This window comes from Paenibacillus sp. Marseille-Q9583 (assembly GCF_976954365.1).
Window position 1 is genome coordinate 1 of sequence record NZ_CDRJTB010000089.1, and the last position, 25,426, is coordinate 25,426.

General features: G+C 46.9%; 21 protein-coding genes and 1 riboswitch. Of the genes, 4 read left to right on the forward strand and 17 right to left on the reverse strand.

Going from position 1 to position 25,426, the window contains the following annotated elements; translation table 11 throughout:
• A partial coding sequence (locus tag ACWNM1_RS27400) for a hypothetical protein (RefSeq protein WP_449603438.1) occupies positions 1–273 on the forward strand: 273 nt, incomplete at its 5' end.
• Positions 274–321: 48 nt separating this feature from the next.
• Here the strand turns inward: ACWNM1_RS27400 and ACWNM1_RS27405 are convergent.
• The 3 genes from ACWNM1_RS27405 to ACWNM1_RS27415 all read right to left on the reverse strand — a co-directional run bounded on the left by ACWNM1_RS27405 (position 322) and on the right by ACWNM1_RS27415 (position 4,543).
• Complete coding sequence (locus ACWNM1_RS27405) at positions 322–1,785, reverse strand: glycosyltransferase family 4 protein (protein WP_449603439.1); 1,464 nt, start codon at positions 1,783–1,785, stop codon at positions 322–324.
• A 574-nt stretch (positions 1,786–2,359) separates the two neighbouring features.
• Entirely contained in the window at positions 2,360–3,475 is a 1,116-nt protein-coding gene (locus ACWNM1_RS27410) for a CgeB family protein (RefSeq protein ID WP_449603452.1), read from the reverse strand.
• 51 nt (positions 3,476–3,526) lie between these two features.
• Positions 3,527–4,543, reverse strand: coding sequence for a CgeB family protein (locus tag ACWNM1_RS27415; protein WP_375105297.1), 1,017 nt, complete (start codon positions 4,541–4,543; stop codon positions 3,527–3,529).
• Positions 4,544–5,045: 502 nt separating this feature from the next.
• Between ACWNM1_RS27415 and ACWNM1_RS27420 the strand changes: the two genes are divergently transcribed.
• Positions 5,046–5,807 (forward strand): AAA family ATPase, encoded by a 762-nt coding sequence (locus ACWNM1_RS27420; protein WP_449603440.1) that lies wholly within the window; start codon positions 5,046–5,048, stop codon positions 5,805–5,807.
• Between the two features lie 151 nt (positions 5,808–5,958).
• Here ACWNM1_RS27420 and wsfD read toward each other — a convergent pair whose 3' ends face one another.
• The 3 genes from wsfD to ACWNM1_RS27435 all read right to left on the reverse strand — a co-directional run bounded on the left by wsfD (position 5,959) and on the right by ACWNM1_RS27435 (position 10,812).
• The gene (wsfD, locus tag ACWNM1_RS27425; protein WP_449603441.1) at positions 5,959–7,374 is read right to left on the reverse strand and encodes a glycan biosynthesis hexose transferase WsfD; all 1,416 of its coding nucleotides are present in this window, start codon (positions 7,372–7,374) and stop codon (positions 5,959–5,961) included.
• Between the two features lie 8 nt (positions 7,375–7,382).
• Positions 7,383–9,275, reverse strand: a complete 1,893-nt coding sequence (locus ACWNM1_RS27430; RefSeq protein WP_449603442.1) for an LTA synthase family protein — start codon at positions 9,273–9,275, stop codon at positions 7,383–7,385.
• Between the two features lie 199 nt (positions 9,276–9,474).
• Entirely contained in the window at positions 9,475–10,812 is a 1,338-nt protein-coding gene (locus ACWNM1_RS27435; protein WP_449603443.1) for a 5'-deoxyadenosine deaminase, read from the reverse strand.
• Positions 10,813–10,879: 67 nt separating this feature from the next.
• A riboswitch (purine riboswitch) is annotated at positions 10,880–10,978 on the reverse strand.
• Positions 10,979–11,236: 258 nt separating this feature from the next.
• Between ACWNM1_RS27435 and ACWNM1_RS27440 the strand changes: the two genes are divergently transcribed.
• The gene (locus ACWNM1_RS27440; protein WP_449603444.1) at positions 11,237–11,716 is read left to right on the forward strand and encodes a DL-endopeptidase inhibitor IseA family protein; all 480 of its coding nucleotides are present in this window, start codon (positions 11,237–11,239) and stop codon (positions 11,714–11,716) included.
• A 60-nt stretch (positions 11,717–11,776) separates the two neighbouring features.
• Here ACWNM1_RS27440 and ACWNM1_RS27445 read toward each other — a convergent pair whose 3' ends face one another.
• The 6 genes from ACWNM1_RS27445 to ACWNM1_RS27470 all read right to left on the reverse strand — a co-directional run bounded on the left by ACWNM1_RS27445 (position 11,777) and on the right by ACWNM1_RS27470 (position 19,247).
• Positions 11,777–12,304, reverse strand: a complete 528-nt coding sequence (locus tag ACWNM1_RS27445) for a GNAT family N-acetyltransferase (protein WP_449603445.1) — start codon at positions 12,302–12,304, stop codon at positions 11,777–11,779.
• A 206-nt stretch (positions 12,305–12,510) separates the two neighbouring features.
• Positions 12,511–12,927 (reverse strand): FliH/SctL family protein, encoded by a 417-nt coding sequence (locus ACWNM1_RS27450; RefSeq protein ID WP_076285968.1) that lies wholly within the window; start codon positions 12,925–12,927, stop codon positions 12,511–12,513.
• Between the two features lie 4 nt (positions 12,928–12,931).
• Positions 12,932–13,234 carry a hypothetical protein gene (locus tag ACWNM1_RS27455; RefSeq protein WP_042130853.1) on the reverse strand — a complete coding sequence of 101 codons (303 nt, stop codon included), beginning with the start codon at positions 13,232–13,234 and terminating at the stop codon, positions 12,932–12,934.
• Positions 13,231–13,575, reverse strand: coding sequence for a hypothetical protein (locus ACWNM1_RS27460; RefSeq protein WP_042191502.1), 345 nt, complete (start codon positions 13,573–13,575; stop codon positions 13,231–13,233). Before ACWNM1_RS27460 ends, ACWNM1_RS27455 begins: the two co-directional genes overlap by 4 nt.
• 24 nt (positions 13,576–13,599) lie before the next feature.
• Positions 13,600–13,887, reverse strand: coding sequence for a hypothetical protein (locus ACWNM1_RS27465; RefSeq protein WP_042191504.1), 288 nt, complete (start codon positions 13,885–13,887; stop codon positions 13,600–13,602).
• A gap of 203 nt (positions 13,888–14,090) precedes the next feature.
• Positions 14,091–19,247 (reverse strand): glycosyl hydrolase family 8, encoded by a 5,157-nt coding sequence (locus ACWNM1_RS27470; RefSeq protein WP_449603446.1) that lies wholly within the window; start codon positions 19,245–19,247, stop codon positions 14,091–14,093.
• Between the two features lie 270 nt (positions 19,248–19,517).
• Here ACWNM1_RS27470 and ACWNM1_RS27475 point away from each other — a divergent pair, with 270 nt between their 5' ends.
• Positions 19,518–20,396, forward strand: coding sequence for a helix-turn-helix domain-containing protein (locus tag ACWNM1_RS27475; protein ID WP_449603453.1), 879 nt, complete (start codon positions 19,518–19,520; stop codon positions 20,394–20,396).
• A 178-nt stretch (positions 20,397–20,574) separates the two neighbouring features.
• Here the strand turns inward: ACWNM1_RS27475 and ACWNM1_RS27480 are convergent, their stop codons facing one another.
• From ACWNM1_RS27480 to ACWNM1_RS27500, 5 genes are all read right to left on the reverse strand, one after another.
• Positions 20,575–21,306: a sugar phosphate nucleotidyltransferase gene (locus ACWNM1_RS27480; RefSeq protein WP_449603447.1), complete on the reverse strand. Its 732-nt coding sequence runs from the start codon at positions 21,304–21,306 to the stop codon at positions 20,575–20,577.
• 47 nt (positions 21,307–21,353) lie between these two features.
• Positions 21,354–22,091, reverse strand: coding sequence for a glycosyltransferase family 2 protein (locus ACWNM1_RS27485; protein WP_449603448.1), 738 nt, complete (start codon positions 22,089–22,091; stop codon positions 21,354–21,356).
• Positions 22,088–23,071: a glycosyltransferase family 2 protein gene (locus ACWNM1_RS27490; RefSeq protein WP_449603449.1), complete on the reverse strand. Its 984-nt coding sequence runs from the start codon at positions 23,069–23,071 to the stop codon at positions 22,088–22,090. Before ACWNM1_RS27490 ends, ACWNM1_RS27485 begins: the two co-directional genes overlap by 4 nt.
• A complete protein-coding gene (locus ACWNM1_RS27495) occupies positions 23,068–23,910 on the reverse strand; it encodes a glycosyltransferase family 2 protein (protein ID WP_449603450.1) in 843 nt (280 codons plus the stop codon). Before ACWNM1_RS27495 ends, ACWNM1_RS27490 begins: the two co-directional genes overlap by 4 nt.
• A 207-nt stretch (positions 23,911–24,117) precedes the next feature.
• On the reverse strand, positions 24,118–25,426 hold a 1,309-nt coding region (locus ACWNM1_RS27500), incomplete at its 5' end, for a WIAG-tail domain (RefSeq protein ID WP_449603451.1).

Consider the following 25,426-nt stretch of genomic DNA (forward strand, 5'->3'; position numbering starts at 1 on the left):
GCGGCAATCTGGGGCATTTATACCCTTCTTTTTGCTCGTTTAGCCGAATTCGCGGCAATCTGGGGCATTTATACCCTTCTTTTTGCTCTTTTAGCCGAATTCGCGGCAATCTGGGGCATTTATACCCTTCTTTTTGCTCTTTTAGCCGAATTCGCGGCAATCTGGGGCATTTATACCCTTCTTTTTGCTCTTTTAGCCGAATTCGCGGCAATCTGGGGCATTTATACCCCTCTTTTCGCTCAGCTGGCCGGATTCGCGGTAACCTGGGCGTAAATGCCCCTCTTTCCGCTCAGCTTGCCACCTACGCGGCAAGCAAGGCACTTACCCTGCGCGCCGCCGCCCACCCCGGCGGGCTCGGCGGCGCTTGCCCCCGGCGGTGCTCCGCCGCCGGGCAGAGCCCTTACGCCGCTTGCGAGCAGCGCGGCGTAAAACCAACGGGCGCCCGCTTCGCCGGCGCGCCCGGGCTTTGCCGCGTCGCTTGCGGGCGACGCGGCTCGGCAGGCCCTTGCTTCGCGGCAAAGCCGGCGACGCAGCGGGCAATTCAGGCAGGACAGCGGGTGGTTCCACCACGCTGTCAGCCTCGCGCACCGGTGGTGCGCTGCAATAGCGGAGGCTCCACATCTCCGCAAGACCCTGCAGGCGGCTCCGATAAGCCGCCGGACCATAAACGGCGTCGACGCGCTCCCGCGCTTGGGCGCCTATGGTTATCGCCAGTCCCGGCTGCGCCAGCATGACGTTGACTCTTTCGGCCAGCGCGGAAATGTCCGACGCGGGCACTAGATTTTCGTCGCAGCCTGCGGCATGCAGAATTTCCCGCAAGCCCCCGGAGTCGTAAGCGACCACGGGCTTTCCAAAAGCCATTCCTTCCAAAGCGGTCATTCCGAAGCCTTCGCGGATCAGGCTGGGAACAACCAGCACATCCATAGCGCAATAAGCAGATGGAAGGCATTCAGCATAACCAACAAATTTAAATCGAGTATACAGACCCTCGAGCTTTACCTTGCGGACACAGCGATCATAGTAGCTTTTGTCACCAGCTGAACCTATGACAACAAATTTCGCACTAGGATGGACCGCGTACACAAGCACAGCCATTTTCACAAAATGTTCCAATCCTTTTTCCTTATTAATAAAGGAAGAAATATAACCGACCAGCTGCTCCTGCGGTTTAATCTTTAGCTCTCGCCGTCGTTCGCCCCGAAGCTTGCTCCAAGCCTCAATCATCATCTCTTTGTCATTCCAAGAAGGGGGAAGCTGAATCACTTTCTCCGCTCTTACTTCCTCTGGAAAGCAAGCTGCTGCCGTCTGTGAAATAGCCAGAATCTCATCACTATTCCGATGAATCAGCCCTACACTAATGGGTGTATATTCATTGTCTGTTATCGTCTCTGATATTTTCCATACCACCGGAATGCCCAGTGACTTGGCAGCCATTGCTGGCAAAGCATGCACACAGGTACTTGTAATAATAAACGCCGGGCGCAGAGAGGTCAGCCAGTCTGTTAACTCCTGGTACTCCCTGCTTTCCTGGAATTTACGAGCATCTGCCTCGAGCCCTGCATAAGGAGTGTACATTCCATATAAAAGAGGAATCGAGAGCAACTGTACACTTATTCCGAAGCTTCGAGCCTGAGCAGTCAGCTTGCCGTCCTGTGGTGCAACGAGAATACAATTAAAGTACGGAGAAAGCTCCTGAGCGAAAAACAACAACAGCTTCTCCGCTCCGGTAATACTGCGTGTATTAGATACATGTGAAAAGAGGACGATTGTAGCTTTATCAGCCATGGCGTTTCGGCGCTCCCTAACGAGGGCCTGGAGCAGCCATTCACCTCCCTAAAAGTTTTACGAAGCGTTGCTCAAGTTTCTTACTCCGTAGTAAAACTCGCTTCGAAAGCATCCACTTAGTTTTACGAAGCGTTGCTCAAGTTTCTTACTCCGTAGTAAAACTCGCTTCGAAAGCATCCACTTAGTTTTACGAAGCGTTGCTCAAGTTTCTTACTTCGCAGTAAAACTCACTTCGAAAGCATCCACTTAGTTTTACGAAGCGTTGCTCAAGTTTCTTACTCCGTAGTAAAACTCGCTTCGAAAGCATCCGCTTAGTTTTACGAAGCGTTCCTCAAGTTTCTTACTCCGTAGTAAAACTCGCTTCGAAAGCATTCGCTTAGCCCGAGCCTCGCCCTCTCAGCCCATAACACCTTTGCCTCCGTTCAGCTATCCAAGCCGCTCCTTCAGCTTCTTTTCATCAGGTTACAGGCATACGCTGAGGTCCGGTTCTACAGTATATCGAGGAAAAACAGATGCCGGCACGACACCTGTCCCCTGCTAAGCGCACATTTCCATATCCAGTGTAGGCCTAAGTCTAGCCGTAGATTACTGTTAGCATCTGGTGAATACGTTTTGCGTAAGTGTGATCCTTGAGCGTCCGTTCAAAAGCACGCAGCGCGATTGCCCGGCGTTCCTCCTCATGGGTTAAGTAATAACGGATCTTATCCATCATTTCCTGAGGGCTTGCAAAGGTCTCAATTTCTTCACCTGGTTTGTAGAAAGATCCCATATCATCTCTGGCATCTACTAATTGCAACGTGCCCGTTGCTGCAATTTCAAAGGTACGTGGATTCGGAGAAACGGCTGGAATCGAGAGCGTATTGTTGTTAACTACTTCATCAATGTGTGAGCGGTGGAGGTTAATGACGATTTTGGAGCCGCTGTAAGCTACCGCCGTCTCTTGTGGGGACATCCATTTGCCAATTTCAATACGGTCACCGTAGAGCGGAGCCTCAGGCAGACGATCCCACCAGATTCCGTTAATCACCGTGTTATAGTTCATCAGGTCAGGGAGAATCTCACGGAAGAAGTTCACCCGGTTCCAATAGGCGGAGCCAATAAAGCTAACTTCCCGATTCACTAACGAACGTGTTGTAGTAGGACGGTAATGCTCCAGGTGAGCAGCAAAGGGGAGATAATGGACCTCTGGGCAACCAAGGCCCCGATAGAAATCAATACAATTACGTTCAAGTGTGAATACAAAATCGTAATGAGCCACAATCTTGACCGTAAAGTCAGTGTAATAAGGATCATCAGTAAGCCAAATAGCTGTTCGAATGCCACTAGTGCGTATTGCATCGATCTGCTCAAGAGGTAAATCCATACCGTCTAGCACCAATACCAGATCCGGTCTTTGCACTGCAGCCAGTTCTACTAGATTTTGACGCACATCCGTAATTGTGACTTGAGCTGTTAATTTTTGCAGTGCGCAAAGAACCGCATCATCTAAAGGAGAGTAAGGGTAGCCTTTGCCAGAAGCGACATACATGACATGAATATTCCGCACAGGAAATACTTCTTCAGATCGACCATTCAGGATCGCAAGGCGCCCCCGTAAATAGCCCTCATCATACCCCCCCTTGAAACCACTCAGACGACCACGAAGCTTTTCTTCCTCCGGAGGTGTCAGAGGTAATGGGGGGGTAGGCATAATAAATTCATTATTGTTCATAATCCTCGCTCCTTTATCCCGTTATAGATTTCATACACGTGAAGCAATTACATTCAGCAAATGAGGCAAACGCGCAGTGAATGTATGGTTTCGCATGGTAGTCCGTAATCCCCGTAAAGCATAGATTCGCCGCTCTTTTTCATGCTTCAAATAGTACTCAATCTTCTGCTGCAGTTCCTTAGCGGAGCCAAAAGTATCCAGATCATAACCAGGCCGATAATAATTGCCCAAATCCTCACGAACATCCGTAAGCTGCATAGTACCGCAGGCACTGATCTCATAGGTGCGCGGATTTATAGAACGAGAAGGAAGGCGGTAGCTATTCCGGTTATCCTGACCCTCTTCCCACGGGCGGTGAATATTAATGACTATTTTTGCTCCACTGTAGTAGTTCGCTGTCTCCTCAGGCGGGATAAAACCATTGCTGATAAAAGGTGTAAGTTGATCATAGGTTGCGAGGCGTTCCCAGAACCCCCCAGCGATAAGCACTTTTTTTCCCTTAAGATAAGGTGCCAGTTCGTCAAACAGCTCTGTCCGATTACGAAATGCATTACCAATAAATACAATGTCATACTGATATTGCGGGCCGGTACGCCGTGGGTAGAACATCTTTGGATTGACACATAGTGGCAAATAATGAACCGATGACACCCCAAGGGATTGATAAAACTCCACACAACCCAGCTCATGTGTAAATACGTGATCATAATGCCTGCAAATGACTGAAGTATCCTCTGTAAAATAAGGATCATCTACAAACCAAATGGCGGTTGGGATACCTAGCTTTCTTATCTCCGAAATCTGTTCTAAATGATTTTCCGGGAATACATGAAGCCCATTCATCACTAGCACTGCCCCAGGCATTTCCCGTGCCGCGGTTTCCAGCATCGTTTCAGGAGTGCTTATTACAAGCTCACTTACAAGCTGCTGCAGCGCCTCTGTTACGCCAGTGTCGATTGCCTGAAATCCTTGAGGAACATACATTAACTTAAATGGTCGGCAGGCTTCGACCCCTGGAGTATTCAGACGCTGCACAGCCTCACACATGCCAAGACGATATCCTTCGTGATAACCGTCGCGATATTCTCGCGGACGCTTGTGTTTTTTTCTCTTTCTCGCTTTCACGGCCTTCACCCTGCCCCGTCGTATTCTCAAGACAGTATAACTATATGCGGAGTCAGCACTCGCCTCATGGACATCTGTCTTTACTAGAACTAAATTGGCAGATGTCCCCTGTCTTATGCCCGGCTTGCCCGAACCTTAGATGATTTCATCCACTCACAGGATGCTGGTATACTATAAGAGGTTGTTTAAAAAGTCCGCTTTTGATCACGAAGTAGCCCAAGAAGCTTACTCACCATCGAATAGAAACTTCCGGTGCTCACGTAGCTTCCACTACGCTCCGCTCCTCAGTTTCTACCTTCTTTCAATCTTCTCGGTGTTGAAAACCGTACTTTTAGAACACGCACTATAAAGGTCTAGCTTGAGACTTACATCTCGTCATATCTGAGCGAAAATGATTATTTATGGCATTCACAAGGGGGACACTATGAATAACACCACGTTGTACTTGCGCCATGCAGAACTGCTTCGTGATCAGGTTCCATCATTCCAAACCTATCCATTTCATCTGCCAGCCGTAAGAACACTGGATCGGCTTATTTTTCAAAAGCCAGTAACCTTTCTTGTCGGGGAGAATGGCACAGGGAAATCTACCTTGCTAGAGGGAATTGCTGCTGCGTGGGGCTTTAACCCTGAAGGCGGAACACTTAACTTCTCTTTTAATACTCGTTCCTCGCATTCGAGTCTCTATGAGTATTTTAGAATTGCTAGAGGGGTTAGACGTCCGAAGGACGGCTTTTTTCTACGCGCGGAGAGCTATTATAATGTGGCTTCCTACATTGATGAATTAGATGAACAACCTAGTTTTGGTCCACCAATCAAGAACTCCTATGGAGGCAAGTCTCTGCACGAGCAGTCTCACGGAGAGTCTTTTTTCGCAGCGTTCGTTCATCGTTTCGGAGGCCGCGGACTTTATATCCTTGATGAACCTGAAGCAGCTTTATCTCCTCTGCGGCAAATGTCTCTGCTGGTACGTTTGCATGAGTTAGTGCAACAGGATTCACAGTTTATTATCGCGACCCATTCTCCTATTCTAATGTCCTATCCGGAAGCTGAGATTTTTCTTCTAGAAGGTGAGGGTATAAGGTCTGTCGCCTTGGAGGAAACAGAGCACTATACCGTGACCAAAGCATTTATGAATGACCGCCAGGGCATGCTGCGTGAGCTATTAGAGGATGAACAAGCATAAACGCCTTCGGCGTCCCTATAAGGACGGTAAGCGTTTAAGCGAGAAATATCAGGATAATTTACAACATGGAACATATAAATTCTTATCTTATATTTTAATAAAAACAGCAAGTCTCCATAATCGGAAACTTGCTGTTTGATTTGTTCCTAAATTAACGTCTTACAAATCCCACTACCTTGTGTACAACCCATCCGAACATGACTACAACCATCATATCGAAGCACACATTAAACAAGAATAAATGCTTACCGATGTCAGCCCTTCCGTCCCCAAGAATCGGAACCAAGAAGGAGAAAATCCCTATCAGTCCCAATAACATCAGCAGTTCACCAGCAACTCTTCCCCGAACATCCCGACTACGGAAATATTGGAACAGCGCCCCGGCAAAATACACCAGATAGAATATAGTGAGAAATCCGAGCGTATGCGGAATATGCTTGTTCTTAAATTCGCTCCACCCGCTATAAGTGTACGATAATGCACCAGCTGACTTATTTTCACTCTTCTCATAGTTCCCTAGATAATAAGGACGAATCGCCATACTGTTACTCGCAGCATATTCCATATTATCTATTAACCGTCCTGGATGTTTTAAGTAGAAGAACAATACATCCTTATGGGATACCCGGTCGTAGAAATCCGGTACCAGCGAAGGATCATCCTGTTTGATCACTGTATCGGTCTGAAAATAATTCGTGCCCGCAAGTACCTCCAGCCGTTCCGGCAATCCGAGATCCTGTAAATCTCCCTTCACATCCGGTGATTCGTTTAATATCCCAAAAAACACGGTCTGATACAGGTTAATATGCTTCAGCTCTTTCGGCGCCGTCACGTACATAACGATAGATACCAGAAATATCGCAATCGAAAAGCGTAAGGCCAGCTTTCTCCATTTTCGTTCACCATCAAGCGTCATAAACCGCAGGAAGATCAATGCAAAGGCAATCCCAATCGGTGCATTCTGAATTTTGGAGGTGACCAGAAACAGAATCGCAATAAAAAATAAGGTTAACCCCTTAGTCGTAGGCTTTTCTTGGCTAGTGAGTCTTAACCCCAGTGCAAAGGTCAACAGCATAAACACCATCGATACCGGTTCTCCAAACAAGGAGTTGAAGTATGCCAAATACCCAATATCATAGAATACAAACAAAATAGCTGCACCTAGCAGCAGTCCCGTAACATAAGAGCCGCGAGCATTGTACTTCACCAGCAGCCAGGTCGCCACCAGTAAAAGAAGACCGTAGACTGCACCAAGCAATCTAACATCAAAAAAGCTGCCATGGATGAGCCCGCCGATCAACCTCGGTACAAGCACAATCAAAATTTGCGAAGAAGGATAGAAGCCCCTAAACAAATTCTCATACGCAAAACGAGAATGGCTAAAATTAAAAAACTGGTCGGTATACGATGCTGCAGTATCATAGTAGTTCAGACCGATGGTATTCATCATACGCAGAAAATCTCCATTATCGGCAACACCAATAAATGGTCCTACGAAAAGCAGATAAATAATAAGACCGCAGCCGGCAAGGCTTACGAGATACTCCGGTTTCCAGAACTTTTTCATGATTCCCCCTATCTCTGTGGTAACAGCTTCACATATTCGTCGGACAAATTCATTAGCTTCAATACATACTCATAATCGCTCTGATATTTCGAGAAGTCCGTTACCGGCTTGAGCGTATCCAGCGACACAGCTTCACCATCTGCAAATCCTTTTCCAGGGACATAGAGAATGTCATCATTAAAGAAGGAGCCGGAAGGCAAATAATACCTCATCCCTAACACATTACGATCAATGTTGAGCAGGTCATGGCCAAAGGCTGTATAACCTTCTTGTTGTAGTGAAACGCCCATTAAATTAGCTATTGTAGGAAGGATATCTAGTTGTCCTCCCGTACGCTCTACTACCTTCCCTTGCTCCATTCCCGGCACACGCACAATGAGTGGAATATTAAAGCGGCTGATCCGGGAATCATATGGAACACCAAGTGCACTTTCCACTTGCTCCGGCGGAACATCCTGAGGCTGCAGGCCAAAGTGATCGCCATACATGACCAGAACAGTGTTATCCCACAATCCATTTTCTTTCAAACCTTCTATTAAATTACCTATGGCATAATCAGTATAGTTTATAGCCGTCAAATAATCACCAAGCATCGTATCCTTCAAATGATCAGGCACAGTGATTTTCTTAAAGGAATCTGGGATTTTGAAAGGATGATGACTGGATGCTGTCACCATCTGTGCGTAGAAGGGAGTTCCCTTCTTTTTCAGCTCTGTCAATTTCTCAACACCCGTAATATACAGTTGTTCATCGGAAGCACCAAACGCATTAAAATGATCATTCGTAAAATTATCTTTGTCATAATAACCATTAAACCCGAGCGCCGGATATAGCTCATTCCGATTCCAAAACCCTACTTTATTCACATGAAAGGTGTATGCCTCATACCCTTTATCTCTTAGCAGTCGTGGTAAGCTTGGCAATTCTCTGTCCCCGAATCCGGTAGACATGGCCAAAGTACCAATCGGATAAATAGACGTATTGCTCATAAATTCAGCGTCAGATGTATTCCCTGGACCAATCTGCTGGTAAACATGAGGAAAATAAAAGCCCTCATCCGCTAACTTATTCATGACTGGCGTCAATTCTTGACCATCCAGGGATTGATGTAGCGGGAAATTCTGAAAAGCTTCTAATTGCAGCACAATTACATTTTTACCCTTTTGCGAGCCAAAATAATCAGGAGTCGTACCCGCTGGCTTGTCACTATATGGATAGGAAGATTGTAGCGCGTCAACCTTCGCAATCGTATCCTTAATATCACCTGTTCCAATGAGATTGTTATCTTCATTAATCTTAATCGCAGCAACGACCTCATAATTTAGAAATCCGGCAGTTTCTGCCTGTACAAGCTCATTTGTAATCCCCTGTGCAGAGTGGACAGAATATGCCGATAAAGAAAAACCTCCAATAATGGATACTAGGATCACCACCACATGTACGAATCCTGTCTTCCGGGAACTAAAGCGTTCACGCGGGTAGGTCTTTCCTTGCTTCCATCTGCGAATCAAACCATAGATTGCGAAGATGACAAAATCCGCAAAGAATAAGTAATCAATACTCTTTATGGTAGATTCTACGCTTGCCTTCACTTGAAATACCTGATTGATTTCAGATAAGGCCAGGTAGGTTGGAACAGAACCAAAGTGATTAAAATATACAGCGGCTGCGAACAGCAACAGCGATAAAAAGCCGTTAAATATCCAATAGACGGTTGTTCTCACCCTAGATGGCGTAATCACCGTTAAAATCCCCATAATAAAAAGGACTGGCGCTACATCCGCTGCAATCCATTCCCAAGCAATTCTATCAAAGAACAACACTCTCAGAAGCAACAGCTTTAACCATAACAATATAACAACGATAAAAAAATGGGCGCGATCCGTCCCTTGCTTTTTCACTTATAATCCCCTCTTACATGTTCATTTGTTCGAAATATCAAATCTATTCTAGTAATTTGTAAAATATCAGGTTGTTCTAGTATAACAATACTTACTTTTTTTATCAAAATGGTAGAATTATCTTCCACTCAAAAAAAAGAGATGCCCCGCTGCCCTTTCGGCATTGGAACATCCCTGTTAACTATGAGTTGATCAATCTTCAGACGATTGAAGTATACTTAAGCAATCTTTTAATAGAACGGTTCGCTTCATTTAACACAACTTCCTTATCTACAGTCTTCAGCAGACCTCTTTCCATCACGATCTCCCCGTCGATAATCGTAGTTTCCACATCTGCCCGGGTAGCTGAATATACAATTCTAGAGATGGGATCTACGTCATAGGAGGGGAAGGTATGGAAATTGAAGAGATTCAGGAGCACTAGGTCTGCTTTTTTACCCACCTCGATACTGCCGATCTTATCTTCCATCCCTACCGCTTTTGCCCCACCTATAGTTGCCATACGAAATACACTGCGGGCATCCATCGTCGTAGGTCCATGTTGAGGCTTCTGAATAATTGCTGCGAGCCGCATTTCATTAAACATATCCAGATTGTTATTGCACGGTGCACCGTCAGCACCCAGACTTAGTGACACATGATCATGGAGCATCCCCGGTGTATCAGCAATACCGGAGGCTAGTTTCAGATTTGAGCCAGGGCAATGACTTACATGAACTCCACGATCCCGCAATATGCGCCGCTCCTCAGCATCCAGCCATACACAATGCGCCAGTATTAAGCGCTCATTAGCTAATCCTAGATGGTCCAGATAGACGATGTTACGCATCCCGGTCATCGCCTGCACAATCTCAATCTCCCCTAAATTCTCGGAAGCATGGGTGTGCACCTTCACATCATACCTTGCGGAGAGATCTCGTACCTCAGTTAACAAGGGCTCGGTGCAGGATATTACAAAACGCGGAGAGAACGCATATTGAATCCGTCCATTGCCATAGCCATTCCATTTTTCAAGCAAATCCACACTTTCCTGTAAAGAAGAAGCGGTATCCTCCTGCAGTGCTTCAGGCACATCTCCTCCTTTTTGATCCATCATTACCTTACCGGACAAAGCACGTATTCCACTTTTAGCAATCGCCTGAAAAGCATAGTCCGTATGGTGAACAGTCTCCATATCAACTATCGTAGTGGTTCCGCTGGAAATCAGTTCTCCAATACCAAGCATCGCCGAATAATAAAGGGATTCCTCATCATGCGCCGCCTCTAACGGCCAAATCCGTTTACGCAACCAGTCCATAAGCTCCAGATCATCTCCCTTCCCACGGAATAACGTCTGGCATAAATGAATATGCGTCTGAACAAAACCAGGAATTAACGTACGGTTCGTGGCATCGATGACCTTTTCGTCTCCCTGCGGGATCAGACCAATGCCGATTTCTACGATGATATCATCCTTAATTCGAACATCCCCGACAATAATTTCCTCCTGTTTGTTCATTGTAATGATCTCAGCATCTTTGATTAGAATGTTCCCCATTGTCCTTATCCCCCTCATTGTTCATTCGTTTGCCGTTTCACGGTGTAACACAAAAAGGCCACAAAAATATGCCTTAGCATATTTTCGTAGCCAGAAATTTACGGTTTCCGGTAGAGACCCTTAAACCAATTATTAAGGATATACGAAAAGAGAAGCTATTTTACTCCAAATTTGAATAAATCAATCATAAGTCAAAGACAGGTTTAATGTCAACAAAAGTTATTTAAACTAACACAAATTTCTTATTTAGATCTACTCACAATTAAAAACAATAATCATCTCTATATTTATGTAATAAAACCTAACTTAAATTATGATTTTCCACACTACTTATCAATGTTTCTTAAGTTCCGCTTTTATACTCATCCTATCACCCGAACCGATAGCTTCGCTTTTAATAAAGTAATAGCGAGGAGGAGATCAAATGCCAACAATTTCTCAAACCCCAAATGAGTTGCAAGCATTCATCGCCGCTGCTGAAAAAGTATGGTTCGAAGTCTACGATTCTGCCGATACTCGGAGAGTGATCCGCGTTGATGGCGCCGATTATTATCGTCTGCCGGTTAGATTCAGTACCCGAGCTAAGGTCATTTCGTATTTTAGAAAGTACTGGGGTATTACAATGAGCAACATCATGTTCTGTAATTTAAAAACCGTTTTTAGAAACAACAGACTCTATGTAATATCGGGAGATACAGGAACCATTGCTTTTATCCCAAGAAGACTCACCGTTACGGGTCGTACATCAACAAGAATACGCCTTACAGCAGTTCTGTCCATTGATGATATGAGCGATGAAGATATCGTTAACGTTCGTTACCTGATCGGCGTATCCGGTAGAAGGCTTCTTATCCTTAACCGGGATCAAAAAAATACCGATACTCGATACCAGACATGCCGTTAAGGGAATAAAGAAAAAAGGTCCAGAGGTTATCCCTCTGAACCTTTTTTATGTTAAAGCTTCCTAACTACGTTCCGGTTTCAGCACCTTCTCGAATACTGGGAAGTTCGCCGTGCGGTTCGGAAAACCAACTTCACCTCTATGGTCATAACCAAGGCGAGGATAGATTTCCAATGCTCTAGTATTCTTCGCATAAGTATCCAGCCGAATACTTGTGTAACCATTACGCGCTGCGTAATCCTCCGCGAAAGCAATTAGCCTAGTCGCAATCCCTTTTCCCTGAATATGTGGATGAACTGCTAAACGATGCATAATCAGATGTGGCCCTTGATTTTGCTTCCACTCGATCTTCTTATATTCCTCAGAAGCATTCTCATCCAGTACAAGAATACCCCCGATAGCTTGATCTTCTTCACATACATATAAGGTACCCTGTGCGATATCCAGTTCGATAATCTCTTTATTCGGATAGCTCTCATCCCACTGGTCACTTCCAGCGGCCTGCATAACTTGTACACATTTTGAGATCAATTCCATGATCTCTTCGATCTCATCCTGTCTAGCTTTTCTGATCCCATTTCCTACTTGCATCCTGCTATCCCCTCTTTCTTATCGACATCTGAAAACCTCTGAATAGATTCTCGTTTTAGAAGTCTATCATATTCGGAGACAAATTCCGATAGTAGGATGATTCCAGAGAGGATGCAATCCCTCTAAGCTGAGGGACACGAAAGATCAGAATAACAAGTCATAGATTAGATCTCCGGGTCCCTTCCTCTTAACTTACCTGCCGCTGCTCAATTAAACTCCAGCTTATGCCCGTCCTCGAAGCCCTTGGCGAAACCGGCGTCGAACCCCACGTTGTATGCTTCTGTGTACCCCTGCTGAAAGGCGTCTGCCGGTGGCGTTTCCGGCGAAACGCCAAGGTCCGGGGGGAGCGGAATGACCTGCGGGGCAGGTGGAGCCTCGATAACCGGCACTACATGAACTGGTGCTTGTATAACCCTCACTTTTCGAACAAGCTTGCGGCGGAGTCTTCTTTTCTTTCGTACCAAAAGACCCTTCTTCGTCTTTCCATAACGAACGACTTTCCGAGAAAGTCCTCTGCGGGGTTTGCGGGCTAGACCTCTACGCACTTTCGTTTTCCGCGAGAGAAGTAGTGTGCGTCTGCGGGTTCTGCCTGAACGTAATGTTCTAAGGCTCTTTTTCTTCATGCTTCTATTCCTCCTGTGCTCCATGATCTCTGGAGGTTCCTACGGCGTATGCCTTGCTCAGCCATGGCGCAGCAGGAATTCCCCGTTTCGGTTGATGTAGTGAAATCCCGGACATCATCCGGCACATCGCGCTCTGATACCCACTTAAGATTCTGATATTGTCGCTCAATTTGCGGGCCGTCAGCTCAGATTGCCCCGTCAATTCGGCGATGCTCTCCAAGATGGCCGCCAAAGCAGCCTGACTGCGCGAAATGGAGCGGATCATCTCCAGCTTGACGGCATGTTCAGAGAGACGGTCCCCGCTCATTTGCTGTCTTCTCCAAAACTGAACCCATCACCTGACATGTCTCCAAAACCTTCCCCGCCACCATCATCTTCACCACTGCCCAGCACTGCTTTTAAATTGCTGTAAAGTCCATTCTCCAGTTTAGTCAGCCCTTCGACCATTTCCACGATAACTTCGTGAATGGAGAGGGATTCCTTCAGCTGCTCTTCATGAGATTCGAAAGCTCTAGCGTGGATATGATGTTGTGCCCACTGTTTTACCTTTTCAGCTTCAACCGCCTTAGCTTCCAGAATCATTGCAATGTTCCACTGGATAGTGGCGGTCGACTCCAGCATTTGCAGATAAGCCTTTTCTCTGCTCATCATCCGCCTCCTGCTCCTATAGCGTTACTCTTCTTCTTGGCCGTTCAATTCCTTAATTACTCTGCCTACCCCTTCAGCCATCGCTTCTTCCAGATCTGCAAGTGCATTCAAGTAAGCAATAATATTCTTGTTTACTTGAGTTGAGCTTTCGATCATCCCGCTGATACCGTCAAAACCGGGATCTGCATCTGGCAGATCGTGGACAATTTGCGACATACGGACAGCCACGTGGCGCTCGGCATCTAGTATCCGCGCCATCTGTTCGTGCGTATGGGCCATGTGCTGCAGGACTTTTGTTATTTTATTCTGCACCTTCATGTCTCCTTTGCTCAAACGCCCTGCTACAGCATATGCGGCAGAAGCCGGGACGGTGCCGAGGATATAAAGGCAAGTTACGTCTCTAAACAAGCGGATTGGCGGACTCAGGATACTTTAGAAAATTGCAACAGGCCGTGTAAATGGAAAATAAAAGGCCAACAGCCCGATCCATTGGAACGGGCTGTTGGCCTTTTGGATTAATAATATTTATTGATGATTCTGTAAAAGAGAACCGCCGTTTCGGCGCGGGTTGCAGCTCCCGTTGGATGGAGCAATTTCCCTTCACCAAGGACAATGCCCTCCCTGACTAGTACGGCTGCTGCCTTCACGGCATAATCAGCCACTTTGGAGGCATCCGCAAATTTGCCAAGGTCGGAGATGGAACCGGCCTCTGCTAATTTTCCTGACTTCTGCAATGCTCTTACGATGAATACCATCATATCCTGCCGGGAAATCTCTGCTCCCGGATTGAACCTGTTGCCGCCGACTCCGCTGGCAATGCCCAATTGTTTGGCGATTCCCAGCGCTTCATAATAGTATGCGTCCTGATCGGCATCCGCAAAGCTCACTTCAAAACCAGCCTTTAAATTAAACGCTCTGACCAGAAGCAATATAAAGTCCGCTCTTTTCATCTTGGCGCCCGGTTCAAAGAAAGTACTCGACGTTCCCTGAACGATTCCTTTAGCCGCCAGAGCTTCAATAGCCTCTTTGGCCCACAAATGACTGCCGATATCGCTGAAAACAGGTTTCTTTGGCTGCAATTCCGGTGTTGGTGCCGGTGTTGTCGACGGACCTTCACTTGGCTTCGGAGCTGCCGGCGTTGGCGTTGGAGTCGGGTTACCACCTCCGCCGCCCGAGCCACCGTCCCCGCTGGCCTTTAATGTAGATACGATTCTCACATTGCTTATCTTGGACGTATTTCCTGCTGCATCAACAGCTATAATATAGTATTTGTACTGGGTATTCGCAGATAAACCGCTATCTCTGTATTCTGTTGCCTCCAGGGTCTTGATTTCAACGTCATTGCGGTAAATCCTGTATCCCGTTACTCCCAAATTATCCGTGGAAGGTGTCCATTTTAGATCAATGGCAGAGCTGGATACCGCTTCCGCTCTCTCTATTGTTGGTTCCATGGGAGCCTCAGTATCAACGATGGTTGGTGTCCACCAGTTGCCGGATGCCACAATCATGCTGAGTAGACGCAGATTATTGCCAAAATATAAATCGTCTTCAGTGGAAACGGCCGCATTATAATCCCATAATTTATTCAGCCACTCCTGATTGGATGAATCGATCATGGCGCTGACCATCATCGGTGCGGAGAAGGATGTGTCTGCATAATCATTGATTGCTTCCGTGCCGTCCAGCTTATATCCCGCAAGGATCTTGGCCGGATCGTTATCCGCCTTGGCCCGAATCCAGCGGTTCAGCGTGCTGAGCTGCTCTTTAGCCCGGTTATCACCTGTCAGGAGATAATCCGTACTGATCCGCCAGGGAATACGGGAAGAGTTGTAGTTGTAATCCCCGTCATTTTCCGATTCCAGGAAGTATCCATCCGGGGTATCCCATATCTTCTGGCTTACCGGTTTGTATTGCCCATCCGTATCATCCTTGAATACAAAATCCGGCAACAAACCGGCTTTTGGACTGTAATTTTCATACAGACTATTAATGATGTTGTACGTCTTATCGGTAACACGATCCCAATTGGGGTCTCCGGATACATTTTTAAAATCTTTCAGATGCTGCAGCATAAAATCTGAAGGGCGTGTAGCATTGCCGAACATGGAGTCATTGTCACTGACCCAATCCGCCAATTTCAATGTCCACTCGGAATGGTTGACATCGCTTTTCATAATAGCGTTGATTACCTTTTTGGCCTGGGACAAGTAGTTAATCTCCCCGCTGCTGCCCCATTGGCTGTCGGCAAGCAGAAGAGCGTAAGCAATATCCATATCGCCATCGGTTGCCGAATCCACACCATTGATATCAATAATTTCGGTGCCGGTATCCGCTTGCTGCCATGCCATTAAATCGGGATTGATTTCACTTGGATGTGCTCTGAAATAGCGATACATCCCGTCAAAATACTTCTTAGCCTCCGGATCATGACCCGCGAGCAAAGCAGTAATCAGCATTCCGTAGCCATGCGCTTCTGAAACTGTAATCTCGTTATTCTCAAACCAATCTCCGTCGCTATACCACACGTAATACTGGTCTGACTGATATGGATTTTGTTTCAGATATTTTGTTTTCCACTCGTTATATAATCTGCCCACCGTAGCGTCCAGTTGGGCCTGAGTCAAGTGATTCGGCTTAATGGAGCCGGCCACATAAGACGTATGCTGCGGAAATGCCTTATGGACACCCTCTCCAGTGGATGAAGGTTTGGTCTTTACTTGAACGGTATTGCTCGCCAGCGATTCCTTCTCTTCTGCATTATAGGCCTTCACAGTATAACTATAGGCCGTATCCGGAGTTAACCCGGTATCGCCGTAGGATATTTCCTTCGTCGTGCCGATCTTGCTGCCGTTGCGGTATACGTTGTAGCCCGCTGCCTGAATATTGCCGGCCGATGCCGTCCATTTCAGGTTGATTTGGTAAGGAGAAACCGCAGTTCCTTTTAAATCTGAAGGTGCTGAAGGCGGCTCCGACTCGCTTGGACCTTCGATTGTACTGACTTCGACCGGATCTGAATTGATTCTTGTGCCGACCGCTTTGACAATAAATTCATATTTTTTCGCAGGATTGATATCATCTACCGTGTATGTGTATTCCGTTCGACCTTCCGCTGCTGGCACATATATACTCCAGTGTGTCTTCACCTTGTCATTCTTTTCATAAATCCGGAATCCTCTTACAGGTTCTGTACTTGCGGAAGGTGCACTCCAGGTAAGAACCGCCTTGCTGCCGTTCAATTTCACCTTCACCGCTTCCGCCGGGTCCGGCTTGGTGTCCGTTCGCTTGATCCCATACTTGTCATATGCTTTTAGGCCGTCGCCAACGGTGTCCGGCTGATTCTCATCCGCTACGGCTGCGGTATACGCTGTAAAGGAAAGCACCCGGTCTGTGATGGAAACATCCGTAAACATCTTCTTCTCCGGCTGTTCGTCGATAGCTGCGAAGTAATCATCATAAGGAACCGGATTCCCGTTTTCGTCCTGAATCTCGCGGGGTTCTCCATTCTCATCCAGTTCATATTGATTGTTCTTATAATAGAATTTATTTCCGAATGCATTGGACATGAGATAGACCGTGCCTTTGGGGTTGAGCGCATTGCCCTCTCCATCAAATGTCAGCTTCTCCTTGGGAATAACTTCATCATTGTACATTTGGAAGGATCTCATATACATATGATCATGGGCCTCGAATACCATATCGATGCCCATCTCGTCAAAGGCGGGAATCAGGTATTTCTTGTAAAACTGGACGCGATCGTCTTCCCATTGTGCAGAGTTGTCGCCTGCTGCATAGGGGCTTTTGTGAAAAGTAACAAACTTCCACTTCTTGTCGCTGCGGGCGACCGTACTCTTCATCCAGGCCACTTGGTCCCAGAATTGGTCATCCGCCCATTCCACATCTTTCCCATTCTCTGCAAGTGCCCCCGAATACTGCGAATTGAAGACAAGATAGAGTGCATCACCGTATTCAAAAGAATACACAGAGCCTTCATGAGTATCCGCAACAACCTGTTTCGGCAAGTTGAAATGGTTATAGAAGTTGTTATTCGGCGTCGTCTCGTCTCCGTCATAATCCATGACCTCATGACCGCCAAGTACAGGCACATATGGCACTTGCAGTAATTGATTCTGGGCTGCTCCGAGCATCCATTGCCACTGCTCCTCCAAATCACCGTTATCCACCAGATCTCCGGCGCTGATCAGGAATTTAGGGTCGCCTATATAATCAACTGCTTTCCGGAAGGTATCACCCCAAGGCTCAAAGTCAGACTTGCTGGAAGCCTGTGAATCGGAACCGGCGATAAAACGGAAAGGCTGGTGGCCGGCAGCATCCGTAGTAAACGAGCCGATAGAGCTCCAATCACCTGATTTGCCGTTACCTGCCCGAAACTTGTAAGCTGTTCCCGGTTGAAGCTGGTCTGCAATAACTTTATGACTAATAAATTTCGTTTTATGGTTCGTACTTCTGTCGCTTTTACTCATAAACGTCTCAATTTCTTCGGCCTCTCCCTGATAAGTCAAAGCCCCGTTCTCCGGGAAAATCTTCCCCATAACCTTTGAGGCTTCTATAACCTGTACCACGGTATCCGTCATTGCATCCGTGTACCAGGCCAAAGCAATGCTCGTCTTTGGATCTCCGTTAAATGTCATATTGATGGATTTTGGAGCAAGTGGCGAATCCTGAACGCCAAAACTCCACGAAACTTCCCGAACTAGCGGCACAAGATCTGCCCCCTTGATAAGCTCCTTGGGTATAGTTACCGTGTAAGACTTCCCATAAGTCAACGGAGGATGGTTTATCCGCAAAGTATTTCTGTTTAAGACTTCAAGTGTAACCCCATCAACCGGTTGATCCTTCTCATCGGCAAATCGGACAGCATAACCCGGATCAAGGGCAATGGCCTTGTTGAATTTGATTTCAACGGGAGCTTCGGGAGACACATTTCCAGAACCGTCTGCAGGCTGCTGGACAAGATCTACGGTAGGAATGACAGGTTCTTTCCCTGGGATCGGCTCGCCGGACACCTTGATATTTCGGATTCTACTGGAACCTGAACCCCCTATGCCCTCATCATTCCCCCTAGTGTTGCTATCGGAGCTGACGATCCAGCGAATATATAATATTTCCCGATCATTGCTGTTCGGAAGGGGAGTATTCACCAGTCTGCAGGTATCGCCTGGGCAATCAAAACTGGAGACAGCCATTTTAAGATTCGTATTCGGCACATCCTCCCACGTTTGTCGGTCTACACTCGTCTGCACTTTAAAATCACGCGGACCTGACCCGGATGAATTTTGCTCAGAGGATAAGGTGATCTTCTCAAACCCGGTTGTAGACACGGTAGCAAGCCAATACTTTTTCCCGTTTCCATTATCCCAGCCCTGATAGCTGATCACTTTCTTGCTTACATCCACATCCTCGAACACACCGCCTACATTGCGAAAAGTAGACGCTGTCTCATAGATGCCGTATGTAGCCGAGATTACCCCCACATTTTCAGCGGCCTCATCAAACACCCATTCGGCAATCGTCTTTACACCGGTTATTGAATCTGAACCGACAGCATCTGGTGCAGGTGCAGCATTTGCAATCTGGAATGGCAGCAGTATAAGCACGAGCAACAAAGAAATGGATTGGTGCAGCCTTCTTTTCAAATGACCCTTCTTTTGCACTCTCGTTCCCTCTTTTCGCAGATAATAGTTTAAGCGCTTTAACTTTCACTTGCAGCGGACCCTGATTTTCTTTTCCCCTCCTTAAATACGATTTATATGTAAATATAGCGCATTCATTTCTATTCAATCTCTGCATATTTTGTTATTGTTAATGATTTTCTACTTTTACCGCTATTTAATTTCTATCCTGTTCAACAGGTCAATGAACGTGATACGATTGATTCAGGTATGGATCATGTTTCTGCGAGGATCATTCCCGCCGGATTGGAGATGACACCCCTGGAAATCAACTTCTATAAGTCTGATCCCTTTCACATTAGCCGAGAGAAAAAAAATGTCTCAAGTATGCCTTCAAATCATTACCACGATGCTTATGAAATTCTCTACTTAGTGTCTGGAGAGCTGTACTATTTTATAGAAGACCGAACCTTTCAAATCGTCAGCGGGGTTTTATTGTTCATTAAAGCTAATGACCTGCACAGACTGATTAATGTAAACGGTACGATGTACGAAAGAGTTACTTTATTGTTTAAAAGGGAGTTCCTTCGCGACTTTTTTGCGGACAGCCCTCTTCCATGCGACCTCTTCTCCTGCTTTCACTCCAGATCAAATGCGATCAAGTTAAGCGGCAACGACCAGATCTTTGTCGAGAATCTTTTTAGCAAATTGATTCATGAAGACACCAAGAGACCTCCAAATTTCGACTACTATCGGAAAATCCTGTTGATGGAGCTGCTGATCTTCATCCAACGAAAAAAGCTTCCGGATCAAAACGAGCATTTTGTAGAAACGAACCGGACCCATAAGAAAATTTCCCAAATCATCCATTTCATTAACGGTAACTTCGCTGAGCCTCTGTCTCTGGAATACATATCGGACAGGTTCTCCATAAGCACCTCCCATTTAAGCCGAACGTTCAAGGACACAACCGGTTTTACTTTCAGCGAATATGTAAATAACACCCGCCTGAAAGAAGCCCGCTCTCTGCTGCAGGACTCTAAATTAACCGTTTCGGAAATCGCTGAGCGTGCAGGATTTGGTAACCTGACCCATTTTGGAAGAGTATTTAAAACCATGACCGGAACCTCACCGCTCAAATACCGTAAACAGAACCGGGTTGATGAAGATAATATCTCTACGCAAGCTTGAGATCAGGTCCTTCGTCCGGACTGCTGCGCCAATCAAGAAAAAACGGGTGCCGTCCATGAGGACGACCCCCGTATCTCGTAGAAATATAAGCAAAGTATGGTGAAAGATATACTTTCTTATAGTTTATAAAAAAGGAGTGCCCGACCCAAGGCCGGCCACTCCACGTTACCGCTGCCACTTATGGCAGTGCATCCTTCAGCTTCTCTCCCGCCTCCCGCAGAGACTGGAACGTCCCCGCATCGCTCCACCAACCCTTAAGAACATCATAGCTGAGCCTGCGGTTAGCAGCATATATATTATTTACATCGGTAATCTCCAGCTCCCCCCTCTTGGAAGGGGATACTTGGCGGATGATGTCAAACACAGCTTCATCGTACATATAAATACCTGTTACGCAAAATTTGGTCTTGGGATGCTCAGGTTTCTCTTCGATATAAGCAATCCATGCGGAATCTTGACTATCGAACACGGGAACACCGTATCTACGTGCGTCGTCCACCGGCTTCAGCAATACCTTGGCTGTACCTTCAGGCTGCCGGAGATAGCTCTCCACGTAAGGCGTCAGATCATCCATAAACAGATTATCACCAAGCAATACGACAAACCGTTCCCCAGGGAAAATGAATCCTTCTGCTAAATCGAGAGCCTCTGCAATACCTCCAGCAGCTTCCTGAATCTTATAAGTCAGAGATACACCAAATGCTGCACCGCTGCCTAAAAAATCCGTATACAGACCAGCAGATTGCTTACTGATGACCAGAAGAATGTCGGTAATCCCTCCCCGGCGAAGCCGATCTATGCCGTAACAGACCATAGGATATTTGCCGACCGGAAGCAAATGTTTGTTCATAAGCCGGGTCAGCGGCCACAGTCTGGATCCTGTTCCGCCCGCCAGTATGACTCCTTTCACTTACTTTCCTCCTCTTTATCTAAGTCCTTTGCCTTCGGATCTGCACTTTATATGAAACTCGTTGGATCCACATTCCATTTGTTCATAAAGAGCTTACGATTTCGTTCCACCAGCTCCTGTAGCCCGGTATGGTATACCTGCTTGAAGCTCGCACTTCCTTCATGGTGTACAAGGCAATCCCCTGCGATGAGCAATCGGTATCCCTTTAGCCTGGCGCGATAACAATAGTCATCATCCTCGTAATGTCCAGGTGAGTATCTCTCATCCAACAGACCTACGGAAGTAAGTAGCTCTCTCTTGAATAAAAAACATAATCCTACCAAACGTTTAGCCTCCAACCATTTTTGAGGATTAGAACGGTTAGTTATCTCTGCAGCCTTATGAAAATCTAACAGACTTTCATAATCCGTCTTCACCTGTTGACGTCCACTCGCATAGTTTGTCACTGGCCCAACAATACCAACTTCAGGAGCACTATATAGCGATCTCTTCAGATTAGTTAACCATCTATGGGAAACCACCACATCATTATTCAGCAGTAACAATTCATCTCCTGATGCTAGCAATAGACCCAAATTGCAGGCGGATGGAAAACCTCGATTCTCAGGCAATGAAATAAACGTTATACGATTCGCGCGGCAATAGGCATCCGTTCCATCTGATGAAGCATTATCTACAACGATGATTTCGTAAGGCAGTGGAGTATAAGCACGTATCGATTCCACACAGGACCGCAGCAGTGGCAACGCGTTGTAAGTCGGAATAATAATACTAGTCATCGTCATATCCGGTTCCTCCAAGCGGCTACTTGTCTGCGGTATTCACGCTGCGTTTCGCTATTAAGTTGGCCCCCATCATCTCGTCGGGAAAGCACCTCAAGGAGAGCCTCTGCGTGATCCCCTATGATCAGTTTCTCCACAGCATTTCCAGCGCCTATGTTCGCTTGACGCAGCCGATTATGCTTAATCACATTCACCGTTCCAACTTTCTCCACCCTTAGCTTCTCTAATACAGAACGAGCTTGGGCTTTAGGAGGAACTATTAATTCACGGTAACCTATAGTCTCAAGTGCTCTCCGGGAAAGCGCGTGAGGAACAGCCGTCATAGAGCTAACTCCGAGATCGTACCGTCCAAGAGCATAATTCAAAAACAGCTTGCTGCGAGTAACATCATCGCATAATCCAAAAGAAGGCATCAGTGGATCCAAATCATTAAGAGCCACGTCAATTCCACCATCTACAGCTGCTGTGAATAATCCGAGCTGAGATGCAGGGATAACCATATCTCCGTCCAGGAAAAGCAGAATATCTCCTCGACTCAGCTTCGCACCAATAGCCCGCCCCACATCATGTCCAACTGACTCCGGACAATGCACAACTATTGCTTGACGATATTGTCTGGAAATGGGAAAGCTGCTATCGCTGCAACCGTTAAGCACGACGATAATTTCAGATGGTCCCAGCCGCGATACCTGTTGCAGCAGACGTCCCAAGGTCTGCTCCTCGTTACGCGCGGAGATAATAACTGACAAGGTCCCACGTAAGCTCGGTAAATTCAGCACCTCGCGACTCACCTTTGATTGCCGAGACAGAATCGGTGGCCGAGCGGTAGGGGTGCCTCTTTTTACCGAACGATTCGCTACCCTTTGGCGGGGTGCCAGTGTTGTTTTGGCCTGACTAGATGCTGAACGTTTCTTTACCGTACGAGTTGCTGTTCCTCGTCGAACGGCAGAGCTACCAGATACTTGTAACAGATCAACCATCATCTCACCATCTCTCTGCGCCGGGTTCCGTCGCTGAACCCCGCCCTGTTTCCCCGGTGTTCAAGCAAGAGGGATACAGCCTCCATATGATCTGCTGTAATCAACTGCTGCAAAGGATCTGTGCCATCTTCCTTACGTCTGACCGCATTCAGTTTCCCTACATGCACTTTGTGAGCAGCTACCACACGTAAACCACTCAGAACTGCCTGAGCATGTGCCAGAGGGGGACGAGATAATGATTGACTCCCTAAGATTTCAAGCGCTCTTCGGCTGATTGCGTGCGGAACCGCCGTCATCGAACATCCTTTTAGATCCGGACGGCCAAGTAAAATATTAAGTGCATGTTTGGACAGCACCACCGGATGGGGCGAAAGTCTCCGTACCGGTCCGGAATAATCATTAAGCGCTATGTCTGCGCCACCACTAATGGCGGTGACGAAAGGACGTAGCCCCGAGGCAGGAATCACTAAATCTCCATCGGTAAACAAGAGAACCTCTCCCTTAGCTACCTCTGCTCCGACACTGCGACCAGCGTCGTGTCCCAGCGGCAACTCATAGGAAATAACATGCGCACCAAGCGAAAGGGCAATTTCTGCCGTTTGATCGGCTGATCCGTTGACGATTACAATAACCTCGCAGCGCGGATGGACCCTTCTAGCTCCGGCTATCACTCCCGCAATGGTCTTCGCTTCGTTCATGGCAGGAATAATAACAGAAACATAGGGATTTGGATGGTTAACGATAGGGATTGCGGCGACTTGCCGCACTGGGCGTGAAGTCCGCCGTTTGATCCGAGAGACCCGCCGTCCCGTGCGGCGGGCAGAAGTACGTTTGGGCTTCATGCTCATCCACCTTCCTTACAGAGCCTATTCGTCAGGCTGAGGGTTACATCACAGTTTATGTACTACGCCAAACAGGGTAACGGCCTTTGTCTCCTGTCGTGTGGAAAACAGGACAAATGTACTCACCCTCTTAATTGCTAAGAGGACAACACAACAAAAAGCGCAGCCATCGGCTGCGCTTAGCATTTTGTACATCATCATTGCGAATTAATCAAACACACGATCATCCACTGCTGGTCTGGCTAATGGAGCACCGATAGCAATCCAAGAGATGACCCCATAGAAATGCGGAGTTTCGCGCAAGCGCACCACTTGTATCACTGCATCTCCATTGGCTCTGCTCTTTAAGGAAGCATAGAAGTAAGGTTGATTCGTCATAGCGACGAGCACATAACCAGTATGACCAAAGTTCTCATCGAACGATACGGTCACTTCCACACTCGCAGCATCCCCATTGAACATGAATGCTGTCATTCCAAACTGCTGAAGCGCTTCTCGCTTCCCTGCAGTCTGAATTGGGCTGAAGGATAAATGTTCAGCATTTACGGAATTCACTGCCAAATGAGCACCATTTACTGCACCAGGAGCAATATGATAATCCTGAACACTTTCTTCCTCTAGATGACGGGCTTGAATGGCGAAGGAAGAGATTTTGGAAGCTACAACCGATTCATCCTGAAGCTCTGTCGTTCCTACCGCACCATCAGCCAGATGAGTGGACTCGATGCTACCTGCCTGCAGCTTAGCTCCGTTGATGCTCGCATCAGGAAGCAGCGCAGAGCTACGTGTTTCATCCGCAAGATGCTCCAGTTTGATGATACCAGGCTGCAAATGCCGATCTGCTACAATCTGGTCAGCAAGATGCTCTCCGTACACACTCCATGGCTGTAAATGTAAAGAACTCACTGAACCTTCAGCTAGTTTTTCTTCGGTAACACTGCCTTCCGGCAACAGATCGGCGCTACGCACCTCTTCTGCAAGATGTTTCAAGGTGATGCTGTCATCTCGAATGTGGCGACTATCCACCGTATCCCCTGCCAAATGACCGCCATACACACTACCTGGAGCCAGGTGGAATGATTGGATAGATCCACCCTCTAATTTCTCACCTGTAATACTTCCTTCTGGTAACAGATCGGCGCTAAATACCTCTTCTGCCAGATGATTCAGGTTAATACTTCCTTGCCGGATATGGCGGCTATCTATCGTACCACCTGCTAAATGCCCACCATACACGCTACCTGGAGCCAAATGGAAAGCATGAATGGATCCCCCCTCCAGCTTCTTCCCAGGAATACTACCGTCTGGTAGCAGATCTGAACTACGAACCTCTTCTGACAGATGAGCCAGAGTAATCTCTCCGTGCCGGATATGACGGCCTTTTACTGTACTTGGACTCAGATGACTTCCATTTACACTTCCTGGTGCCAGATGGTTTGAATCTACGGATTCTTTTGCCAACTTCTCACCGGTAAGGCTGCCGTCCGGCAGCAGATCAGAAACACGAACCTCATCC

Bases quoted from the DNA above. Each gene is read 5' to 3' on its own strand.
- ACWNM1_RS27405 (WP_449603439.1), bottom strand. From the start codon at position 1,785: ATGGCTGATAAAGCTACAATCGTCCTCTTTTCACATGTATCTAATACA.
- ACWNM1_RS27410 (WP_449603452.1), bottom strand. From the start codon at position 3,475: ATGCCTACCCCCCCATTACCTCTGACACCTCCGGAGGAAGAAAAGCTT.
- ACWNM1_RS27415 (WP_375105297.1), bottom strand. From the start codon at position 4,543: ATGTGTGAGGCTGTGCAGCGTCTGAATACTCCAGGGGTCGAAGCCTGC.
- ACWNM1_RS27420 (WP_449603440.1), top strand. From the start codon at position 5,046: ATGAATAACACCACGTTGTACTTGCGCCATGCAGAACTGCTTCGTGAT.
- wsfD (WP_449603441.1), bottom strand. From the start codon at position 7,374: ATGAAAAAGTTCTGGAAACCGGAGTATCTCGTAAGCCTTGCCGGCTGC.
- ACWNM1_RS27435 (WP_449603443.1), bottom strand. From the start codon at position 10,812: ATGGGGAACATTCTAATCAAAGATGCTGAGATCATTACAATGAACAAA.
- ACWNM1_RS27440 (WP_449603444.1), top strand. From the start codon at position 11,237: ATGCCAACAATTTCTCAAACCCCAAATGAGTTGCAAGCATTCATCGCC.
- ACWNM1_RS27445 (WP_449603445.1), bottom strand. From the start codon at position 12,304: ATGCAAGTAGGAAATGGGATCAGAAAAGCTAGACAGGATGAGATCGAA.
- ACWNM1_RS27450 (WP_076285968.1), bottom strand. From the start codon at position 12,927: ATGAAGAAAAAGAGCCTTAGAACATTACGTTCAGGCAGAACCCGCAGA.
- ACWNM1_RS27455 (WP_042130853.1), bottom strand. From the start codon at position 13,234: ATGAGCGGGGACCGTCTCTCTGAACATGCCGTCAAGCTGGAGATGATC.
- ACWNM1_RS27460 (WP_042191502.1), bottom strand. From the start codon at position 13,575: ATGAGCAGAGAAAAGGCTTATCTGCAAATGCTGGAGTCGACCGCCACT.
- ACWNM1_RS27475 (WP_449603453.1), top strand. From the start codon at position 19,518: ATGACACCCCTGGAAATCAACTTCTATAAGTCTGATCCCTTTCACATT.
- ACWNM1_RS27485 (WP_449603448.1), bottom strand. From the start codon at position 22,091: ATGACGATGACTAGTATTATTATTCCGACTTACAACGCGTTGCCACTG.
- ACWNM1_RS27490 (WP_449603449.1), bottom strand. From the start codon at position 23,071: ATGATGGTTGATCTGTTACAAGTATCTGGTAGCTCTGCCGTTCGACGA.
- ACWNM1_RS27495 (WP_449603450.1), bottom strand. From the start codon at position 23,910: ATGAAGCCCAAACGTACTTCTGCCCGCCGCACGGGACGGCGGGTCTCT.